General features: G+C 32.3%; 7 protein-coding genes. All 7 read right to left on the bottom strand.

Annotation, left to right across the window (positions count from 1 at the left end; translation table 11 throughout):
• Positions 1–30 precede the first annotated feature (30 nt).
• The gene (locus tag AC1EUV_RS01395) at positions 31–606 is read right to left on the bottom strand and encodes an acyltransferase (RefSeq protein WP_480196866.1); all 576 of its coding nucleotides are present in this window, start codon (positions 604–606) and stop codon (positions 31–33) included.
• A gap of 4 nt (positions 607–610) precedes the next feature.
• On the bottom strand, positions 611–1,354 hold the full coding sequence (gene deoC, locus AC1EUV_RS01390; protein WP_480196865.1) for a deoxyribose-phosphate aldolase: 744 nt from the start codon (positions 1,352–1,354) through the stop codon (positions 611–613).
• A gap of 73 nt (positions 1,355–1,427) precedes the next feature.
• Entirely contained in the window at positions 1,428–2,177 is a 750-nt protein-coding gene (locus AC1EUV_RS01385) for an energy transducer TonB (RefSeq protein WP_480196864.1), read from the bottom strand.
• Between the two features lie 105 nt (positions 2,178–2,282).
• Positions 2,283–3,002, bottom strand: a complete 720-nt coding sequence (locus AC1EUV_RS01380; RefSeq protein WP_480196863.1) for an energy transducer TonB — start codon at positions 3,000–3,002, stop codon at positions 2,283–2,285.
• A gap of 54 nt (positions 3,003–3,056) precedes the next feature.
• Positions 3,057–3,458 (bottom strand): VanZ family protein, encoded by a 402-nt coding sequence (locus AC1EUV_RS01375; protein WP_480196862.1) that lies wholly within the window; start codon positions 3,456–3,458, stop codon positions 3,057–3,059.
• A complete protein-coding gene (gene gcvH, locus AC1EUV_RS01370; RefSeq protein WP_480196861.1) occupies positions 3,424–3,804 on the bottom strand; it encodes a glycine cleavage system protein GcvH in 381 nt (126 codons plus the stop codon). Before gcvH ends, AC1EUV_RS01375 begins: the two co-directional genes overlap by 35 nt.
• A gap of 40 nt (positions 3,805–3,844) precedes the next feature.
• Entirely contained in the window at positions 3,845–11,092 is a 7,248-nt protein-coding gene (sov, locus tag AC1EUV_RS01365; protein ID WP_480196860.1) for a T9SS outer membrane translocon Sov/SprA, read from the bottom strand.
• Position 11,093 lies beyond the last annotated feature (1 nt).

The following is an 11,093-nucleotide window of genomic DNA, read 5'->3' as shown; positions in this document are numbered from 1 at the left end:
CTGTATACAAATTATTAAGCAAAAATAGAACTAAATTTTAGTTACCATATTATTATGTAATTTATATTTTTTATTACTTTCGGGACATGTTGCTTGACCATTTTCATCAAAATCTAATCGATGTCCATATTCACTAATCCAACCTATTTGCTTTGAAGGGTTGCCTACAACCAAAGCGTAAGGTGGTATTTCTTTGGTAACAACAGAACCTGCCCCAATTAATGAAAACTCACCAATATTATTTCCACAAATTATTGTTGCATTAGCTCCAATACTTGCTCCTTTCTTAACTATAGTTTTTTTGTATTCGTCTTTACGGATGACAGCGCTTCTTGGGTTGATAACATTGGTAAAAACCATTGAGGGGCCAAGAAATACATCATCTTCACAAATTACGCCAGTGTAAATAGAAACATTGTTTTGAACTTTAACATTATTACCTAATACAACATCTGGTGACACTACAACATTTTGACCAATATTGCATTTGTTGCCAATAGTGCAATTAGGCATTATGTGGCTAAAATGCCAAATTTTGGTACCTTCGCCTATAACACATCCATCATCAATGACTGCAGTTTTGTGTGCAAAATAATCTGTATTCATAGCTTTAATATTCTTTCTTTGTTATACCACCTTCTGCAATAATTTTAGCTGAAGAAGTGCCTATTCTTGAAACGCCTAAGGTAATCATTTTTATTGCATCGTCATATGATTTAATACCACCTGCAGCTTTCACTTTTAGAGGTTTTGCATGTTCTGTAATGAGTTTCATTACTTCTAATGTAGCTCCATTTGGTTTGTTATTCTGAGTTATATAAAACCCTGTTGATGATTTCACAAAAATATTTTGCATATCTTCAATATTGAAATTTTCAAGGATAGTGTTTTTTATTAATTCGGTAATTTCTATAATTTGATTATCAGTTAGTGCAGCTACCTCTATAATCCATTTTATAACCTTTTTATTTTCTAGAACTAATTTTGTGCACTTTATCAATTCCTCTTTTACAAGATTAATATTCTTATTGATATATTCATTATAATTTATAACAAAATCAAGTTCATCTGCCCCATTTGAAATGGCTTCTTTTGCTTCAATTAATTTTTGTTCTATGGTTGAAATACCAGTATGAAATCCAATGACTGTTCCAACTAAAACTTTACTATTTGAGTTAGATATTAACTGTTTTGCTAATGAAACATATTGGGGTCTAATCATTACCAATTTGAATTTGTACTCAATAGCTTCCTTAATTAATAACTCAACTCTTTTTTGTGTTTCTTGTTCAGAAATAGTGGCTTGCTCAGCTGTTTTTAAATAGGTTGAATCTAAATAGTTGTTGATTTTCAAATTATAGATTTATTTTAACTAAAATAATGAATTATACAATAAAAAAACCTGCTGTTAGGCAGGTTAGTTATTATTAGTTTAATTTAAAATTTACGGGTACAACGTATCTTACTTTTACATTTTTATTTTGTTGCTTGCCAGGAATCATTTTAGGTAATTTTTCTACAGCTTTTATGGCTGCTTTATCTAATGATTTATATAAACTCTTACCTTGGTAGGTTTTTACATTAACTACATTTCCATTTTCATCAATTATAAATTCTATTAAAGCTCTTCCTTGATGACCAGCTTGAATGGCTCTTTCTGGATAAATTAAATTTTTATTAATGTACTTTTGCATTTGTCTTTGGAAGCATTGATTTTGTTCGATAGATTTTAAATGTTGACATTTCTTAAAAGTAGGCTTAATTTCTACCTTAAAATATTCAATTTTTTCATCCTCTTCAATTTCGGTTGTATTAGGTAACTTTTCAATAATAGAAGTTATACTTTCTGTTCCCTCATCTGTAGGTTTCAAAACTTTTTGAGCTAGTTCTTTATCATTATCAACCTTTTTAATAATGTCAATTACTGGTGTTTTCTTTTTTTGCGTTACAACTTTTACGGGTTTTGTTTTTCTTTTTATTTTAAATGTTGGTATTTCAGCATAAACTTGAGGTTCCTCTGGATCATTATTAAAATCATATAGGTCGGCTGTTTTCTTTTCAAACTGAAATTCGAGAATACCATAAGTGAACAACAAGGCTAGAATTAGGCCTAATTGCATAAATAGAACTGAACTTTTTTGTAAATTGTCATTTCGGTGATGTTTTTTTGTGTTCATAATATTAAAGTTAAGATGTTAAAATTATGTTAACAACCACAAGAAACATACCAAAAAATCCCAGCTGAAAGGCTGGGATTTTGAATTATAATAATTAAAATAAGATTATTCTACTAATAAAGTCACAGGTAAAGTATACTTAACACCAACTGGTCTACCTCTTTGCTTACCTGGAATCATTTTAGGTAATAAGTTTACCACTCTAATCGCCTCTTTCTCTAAACGTTTATGAGGTCCACGAGCTCTTACATCTGTAATTGAACCAGTTTTACTAATTTTAAATTGAACGTAAACTCTCTTTTTACCAGGGTCTAATCCCAGATCACCTGCTAAACCTGTATTATATTTTCTATTTACGTGTTTTTTAATTTTATCTTGAAGACATTGTTTCTTTTGGGCTTTTGTTCCTTTACAACCAGGAAATACTGGAGCATCTTCAATAATAGCAAAAGGTACATCTTCTGCTACTTCTTCTTCTTCAACGGCTTCTTCAATCTCTTCAATTTCTATTACTTCGTCCTCGTCAGTTTCTGTAGACTCTAAAACAGTCTCTTCAACCTCTTTTTCATCTTCTACAACTTCAATTTTTTCTGGAGCTGGTGGAGGTGGTGGAGGTGGTTTAATTTGTTCGATACGCTCTGTAATTGGAATTTCTTCTTCGATTTCTTCCTCACCAGCAATACCTGCAAGATCAGAAAGACTTCTATCAAACGTTTTGTATTCTATACCTAAATAGATAATTAATAAAGCTAAAACCAAGCCTAGTTGTAAGAACAACTTGCTATAGTTTTCTAAGTTTGCTTTTGGATTTTTTTTAACTTCCATCTGAAAAAGAGATTTATTTGTTCGCTAATTTAATAAATAAAAAAATATGAGCAACTATTTTAACATAGAATTAAACCAACTATTTAATGGTTTAAATAAAATTGCTGCTAGCAAAATACCTACAGTATTAGCAAATACATCATATATGTCCGCCTGTCTATAGGTTGTCATTCCTTCTTGTAAAACCTCAATAATTATGCCGAAAGCAACTAATAAAACAACCAAAATCAACTTATGTTTGGTAGATTTCAAATCATGTTGACTTGCATAAAACCAACTCAACGACAGTATAAAGTAAGAGATTACATGTGCGTATTTATCTGAATTTTCAACCTTAATAAGGCGAATACCCAAGCTAGAAATGGATATCAAACTAGAAATGACGATTAAAACTGTTAGAGTAATAGCAATTACGTATGCATTACGCTCCAACAAGTTCTTTATAGGCAGCTGCATCTAAAAGCGAATCTATTTGCGAAGTATCACTTATACTAATTTTTATCATCCAGCCATCACCATATGGATCTTGATTAATGCTTTCTGGGCTATCTTCAAGATTTTCATTAAATTCAATTACTTCACCAGTAAGTGGCATAAAAAGATCAGAAACTGTTTTTACTGCTTCTACCGAACCAAATACTTCATCTTTATCAACTGTTTCATCTAATGTATCAACATCTACATAAACAATATCGCCTAACTCACTTTGAGCAAAATCTGTAATACCAATTGTGGCTGTATCACCATCAATTTTAATCCATTCGTGATCTTTAGTGTATTTTAATTCTGATGGAATATTCATTTTTAACTTTGTTTAGTGTTGCGAATTTAATTGTTTTGGATTAATTTCCAATAGTATATCGCAAACTAATTCCGGCATTAATAGAATTTCTAGGAAATGTATTAGAAATTAAGAATCTTGAAGAATTTTGATCGTAAAAGAAAGAAGCTAATAGATTACTGTTCAACGCCCAATCTGCATTAAATTTTAGTGAAAACAATCGTTGCCCGCCAGTTACTTGATTATTATCTATATCTATAGAACGAATCACTGTCGAATTATCTCTTATAGCAATATCTGCTCTTAAATTAATATCACCTTTAAAGCGTGTGGTAGTATTACCAGTTTTTACTTTTAGTTTTACATCCTTAAAGCGATATCCCAACCCAAAAACATATTCTTTACCTCTAATTTCAGTAATTGTATTGTTATTAATATTGAGGTTTAGTGCTTTATCTCTTTTTATTTCAGCTCTCAATGAAAAGTTGTTACGCATTTTCATATCTACTTTGATCAATGGAGAGAATTCTTCAATTAAATTGATACCTGTAAATAATTTTTCTGGTTGAAAATTTCCGTTTAGATCTTGGTTGGCTGATGGGTTTGTATTACTGTAAAGTAAATTATTTGTGAAACCGATAATGGAATATGTTGATCTATATCGATGCTCTACATTAAAGCTTCTAAAATGTTTTTTAAACCATTTAAATTGCATGAATCCTTTATAGTTAATACGCCAGTTTGGTATGGGTATATTTCTAAAGGCACTCGTTTTTACTTTGGCAGCATTTTGACCAGAATATGCTGACAAGAATGCTGGTAACAAAACCTGAGAGCTATTTGCGCCGTAACCAGTCGGAAAGCTTCCATTGGGGTCAATAGGAACTCCAGCCAAACGCTGAGCAATTATCAATCTATTTTCTTTAAACGTTTCAAAAGTACTGTCACCATTGCTATCAAAAGCAGTTGGCAACATAAAATAACTAATGCTAAAATCACCAGCTTCGTTTATAGGCGAATTATTAAAAACACCAGGTGTTAAATCATTATTGTCATCATCAATAACATCAACTAATTGTGAAAATCTTTTTGAAAAAACGCGGTCTGCAGATAACTCAATTGTTAAATTTTTAAATGGTTTTACGTCAGCATTAATTCCTAATTTTTTATAATGAGTATTAGAATATGTTCTACTAAAACTGGCACTATCTTGTCGTCTAGTGATTAGCCAGTTATTAAGCCTAGATAATTCTCTAATATCTCTTTGACTACCAAAAACAAACCCAAAAGTTGGTGCCAAGCCAACATCTGTTTGATCTCTACCTAAAAAACCAATGTCAGGTATATATCCAGGTAAAATAGTTCCGTTATTTTCCGCGTAAGCGACTCTAATATTTTTGACTGAAGTGACCACATCTACCAAACCTTGTACTACTTTTTGACCAGTAGACATGTTCCTTTTGTTTCTGCGTTGAGTAGCAGCACTATTAGAAATTGAAGGAGTATTTTTAACTTGAACTGTCTTTTTCCCTTTAGTATTTTTTGCTCGCTTCTTTTTCTTTTTGGCTAAGTCTAAAATGCCTGTTTTTCTGTAGAATTTGGTCATATTTAAATTAGCATTTAAAGAATGCGTATTGGCATTTTGTATTGTATTACCAATTTGTGCAATATAGCTTTTAGATGGAGCTTGCCAATCGAAATCTGCGGTGTATCCGTAGGTTGCATCTATAAAATCAAGTATAGGAATCTTATTAAGAGGTATCTTATAATTTGCATCTAAAGTTTGGTGATAATTGTTAGGTCTACCAATGTTGAAAAAATTACTATATAAAGTAGTGTTTAACAATTCATCTCTATCGTCGGTAAAATCATCATAAATATAATTGTTAGATGCTCTAAACGTAAATTGTAATGATTTTGTGAGATTGTAGGCTAGATTATAATCCCAATCAAAGAAAAATCGATGTTGCCTTAGTTCTGGTAAATCTGGTAAAGTAGAAACTAGAGAGCGCGATTTTTGAAAATTATAACTTCTGTTAATATTAGAATTAATAGAAATAGATGTAGGCAATAGATTAATATTAAAATCTTTTAAAAATTTTAAGTAACGCCCCTTGTTCAAAAATTTCCAATTCTTCAAGGGTTCTAAAGAGAAAGGTTTAAAACTGTAATTATAAGTTACGCCAGCTCGAACATTTTGATCTAAGAACTTTTCTACATTATAATCGCGATGATATGTTTCGTTAAAAGAATATGAAACCGAAAGGTTTTCTACATCATAGAACTTCTGCTTCTTTTCTGGATTTGTTCTTTCTTTTCTAACATTTATAAGATTGACGCTTCGTCTTTTGGTATAATCTCTTGCATTTTCACTATTTGGATTAGAGTCAGTTGCATCATCAAATAACACATCTTGATATTGAGGATCCCATCTAGGGTCTCTAAATTCTTCTGAAAAGCTATAGTTTAAGGGGATTTTAATGCCAGCTTTTTTAGGTAATAATTGCCCTAAATTAACATTTGTAACAACATCATATTGCTTCACATCTTCTTGACTTCGCTCATTTACTCGCTGGTCAACAGAACCAAATCCTTGAGAATTTGCTCTACCGGCTATAGAAATATCTGCAAAATCTGCAAAATTTGCGTCTGCATTAACAACTGCTGCCCATCCACCTTCATTATCAAAATCGGTCACACGCAATTCATTGAACCAAAGTTCTGCAGTTTTTGGTGTTGACGCATCATTTCTAACACCAATCATTAAGGTTCGAATATTTGAAAGATTTGGAGTTCCTTTTATACGAATTCTAGCAGCTGGATTACCAGATAAAGTAGGATAGATCTCATTAGCAAGTATAGAATTCGAATCTCTTTCTAACTTTAATTGTCCTAATTGTTTTAAGCTTGTGTCTAAATTGTTTTTCCAGATACTATCAGCAGATGTTTCTCCTGTTTGCGTAATGTTTAATGGTAATTCTATTTGATAAAAATTATCATTAGTATCACTACCCAATCGCAAAACTGCAGTTAGTTCACCATTATTTGTAACTGGTTGCGCTGGTATACTTGCCGCATGAATAAACATTTTGATATTATTAAACATCCGCATATCAAAAGTTGTATTTTTAAAAACTGCTCTAGTTTGACCAGGTTCTAAATCATTTACTTTAACTAAAAGAGATTGCTCGTTTTGCTCTTGTACAGAAGTACTACCTTGTAAACGCTCTCTTCTAACACCAGGTGGTAGTACATATGCAAATGGTAATTTGTTTTCGTTCTCTTGAATATTTACTACACCAACTTCAAAATCTCGATCTTCTTCAGGTGTTAAAGGTTGCGGTGGCGTAACAGTATCTGAATCGTCTATGGTTAAAAGGTAACGACGCCAGTCACCTCGCACCAATTCTAATTCACCAAATCGTAAAACCACAGGTGCTTTAAATTTGGTTAAGAAAATGCGCATAAAACGAATCGCATTAAAACCTGAAATATTATTAATAGGGGTTCCTGTTGTAATAGGAATTCTAAACTGGTACCATGTTACATCTTGAGTTTGCCCGTTGTCTAATGTTACAGTTACATTTTTCTGATCTACAATGTTATTTTGTCCTTTTACTAAATCTACTGGGTTTATAGAAACTTTGTATTGATAGTAACTTTCTACATCACTCATGGTTTGATCTTGATTGATGTCTTCTATGTCTGGAAATGAGGTTGCTGACGTAGGAAAAGATTCTGTTGAATTATTAATAGTTGGTGAATTTCCCTGAGTGTTATTAAAGCGTTTATATCGTTCTAGGATACTTGCGTTTGCAGCATCAAGTGCTCCTCCTCTAAAAAACTGATAATCATCGTTAGCAGGATCATCACCAAAAGCATCAGTAAATTGATCTGCCTCTTCTGTATTATTTCTACCATCTAGACCTACATCTTGATTTGGACGTTCGCCGTCTTCTTCGGTAAAAGCATAGATTAATGATTGATTTTTAGGAATAATAGAATACGCTAAATCTTCGGTATTATTAGCATCTTTGATTCCGTTACCAGGAAGACCATTTTCAAACATTCTACGATTATCATCTAAAATATCTTCTGAGATGTTTCCTAAGTTAAAATACAACTCACCACCAAAGTCTGCTGGGCTTACATTATTAGCGCCCTCATTAGAGGTAATAGAATAGTTTTCATAAGGATCCATTAACCAAAATTGGATGTATTCTATATTTGCCTGTTGAAAATCGGTTGTAGTTAACGAACGCATAATACCACCCCATTTATCTTCTGGATTATTGTCATATGTGTTCGAAGCTGTTGTCGCAGTAGAATTGAAATTATAAGGACCTCTTTCTTGAGGGTAATAAGCTAAATCAAACGTGTTAATAATATTATTTTGCGTAATGTCTAATTGTAATTGTGGAAATAATTCTTCAAAACCAACACGACGTACTTCTGCTCTAGACACCTCATTGTCGTCAATATTGCTAGGCTTTAAAGTAGAGCCGTAAAATAAACGATCTATTGTATACCATGAAAGCTGAGATCTTTCAGCACCAATACTTAATTGAGCTCTTTCATTTGAATCTTTCCCTATATCATTAGGTACAGTTCCATTTGTAAAATCAAGTTCTGGCTCAATTTGATTTTTTGGCACACTAGCTAAAAACCATTGTCTAGGTGAGCTAATATCTAATGGTATTTGCGAACCTTCGAAATCATCGATATAAGAAGCAGCTTCTCCATTTAAGTTAATGCCTTTAGGCGATCCAGGAAATAAATAAGCAGCTTCTGCACGGATTGAGAAATTCGATTCCACATCGGTATCTATACTTGGTAATTTATTAACCCATTTGGTAAATTTTGGTACTTCGGTTTGGTAGTTTAGATTAAACCCAACAATGGTATTATTTACTGGTTCTGCACCAAACTGTGGTTTTTGGGTAAAAGGCCGCTCATTTAAGTTTACTACCGTTCCTCCAACTGCAAAGTTCTCGTTAAATATGTGCTGAATATCTAAACCCATAAAACGACGACGTTGCTGATTAAACCCATTATTATTTTCTACAGAAACATTGATTGGCACATTAGAAGCTAACAGATTAGGGTTAATAATTTGAACATTACCAATTTGGTAATCTACTACATAATCTACACCTTCTAACAATTCTCTACCACCAGAAGTAACCGTTACTGAGCCTCTAGGAACATTAAAAGCACCTAACGGAATTCCGTTTGCTGATTCAGATTTGAAATAACCTTTTAAGAAATATTTATCTTTATTTTGAAAATCATTTTGAGCAACTGCTTTGGTATTGTCATATAGTTCTTCAAATACAAATCTGTTATCTGATGGATTAGTAAGTATTTCGCCTAACTCTCCAGAGTTTAAAGGATCAGGATCTGAAGGTGTATCTTTTCCACCAAAAGGTTCAATTGTAGGAAATATAATATATCCATTTTGTGAATCTACCGTAATACCTTCAATAAAATCAAAATAACCATCACCTCCTGCTAAATTGGTATTAGTACCATCTAAAATATCTAGACGTAATAAATTTAATAAAGGTATTTTACTAACTGAATCATTGCCTATAACAGTTTCTGCATTTTGTAAGAAGTTTATTGGTACACCAGTTTGATCGTCTTGATATAATACTTCTAGTCGAAACCCATCTTGTTGTAATTGAAAAGCTCCTGGTAGAGCATAGACATTTTTCATCATTAAATCCCATATGGGGATTGATGGGTTTAGAATTTCACTGCGTAATAACTTTACGACTAAATTATCAGGCGCAGTAATACCGTCTCCACTTAGTTCACCAACCCTAAATACAGAAGGATTATCAGGATTATCAGGATTTGTATTATTAGTGTCTGTATACTCAAAAGCAACCGCTAAAATATCACTATCAGCCAAACGTCTATTTAAGGTAATATAACCCAATTGTGGGTTTAAGGTAAAATCAATTCCCAAGGTTAATTTACGAGCATTTTCTAAAATAGAATATCCAGAACCTTGATCTAAATTGTAAGTAGGTTTTAATAACCCGTCAACACCAGAAATATTACGAATAGGACTAGTATCAGTTAATTGATCAGCTAAATTATTAGCTCCGTTTCTAGGTCCAGGTCCTCCATTTGAGGTTACAAGACCAGATGGACCCAACGTATATTTAGCGGCATCAGTTTCACCTAAATCTGCTAAAGCAACTATATTTCTAACATCTTCGGTAGTAGAGTTTCTGTTTGTAATCCAAACTTCTACGCGGGTTACAAATTTGGAACTAGCAATTAATGGTAATTGATCTAATGCTTGATTATAATCATCTCTAAATTGTTGTGATAAAAAGAAGTGTCTATTATCATCATAATTGCTAGCACGTAAATCAAATTCATTAATAGTTGCACCACCCTGAGCGGCGACAGATCTTGTTTGAGAATTTTGTTGAGAGAAAACACCTGTTATAGTAGTTTTACCAAATTGCAATTGTGTTTTTACTCCAAATAGGTTTTGTGCTCCAGAGATCAATGAACTTTGTACAGGCATACTCACATTACCAACTTCTATCTTTCGAATAATATCATCTTCGGTAGGGGTATACTCTAATTTTATTTGATTCTGAAAGTTAAAAGTAGACTGCGTATCAAATGCGGCAGAAACACGTAAACGTTTACCGACTTTTGCATTTAAACTTGCAGTAATTTCTTGGTCAAAATCAAAAGTAGTGTTCGCTCTATTACGTTCAGAAAGTTGAGGATTTTCAACCTTTTGATATAGAATACCCATTTTAACCAATACCGATCCTTGAGGATTTACCTCAATTTCATTTCCGCCAAAAATATTCTCAAAGAATTCAGACTTTACATAATATTTTGGCAGTAAATTCTTTTGTGCTGCATCTTTGTTTTTTTGTAAGCTGAATGCGCTCGATTTTTCTTTAAAATATTCAGCCATATCCTTTTGTAGACGATACTTTTTATATTGTTCTTGCGTCATATAAAAAGGATGCTCTATATAATAATTACCTACTTTTTCAAGGAATATATATTGCTTTCTATCTGGATCATATACAACCTCCAAATTTTTAAGTTCATTTAAAAACAGACTCCCATTCTGTTTAGGATTAAAAGGGTATCGCAAAGTAGGTTTTACGGTATCTGCTCTAACGGAATCTAATTTAGGTTGAACAACCTTAGTTGAATCAGTTTTTTGGGGAACTCTTGGAGGTGTTTGTGCTTGCATTGCTAAAATAGAAAACAATACAATTACTAAAAGGGAGCAATATGTTTTATATAAATTGAATTTCAAT

It is taken from the genome of Maritimimonas sp. 2304DJ26-3 (genome assembly GCF_056591635.1).
Note: the sequence above shows the minus strand (reverse complement) of the source record. Positions and strands in the feature narration are given on the sequence as shown.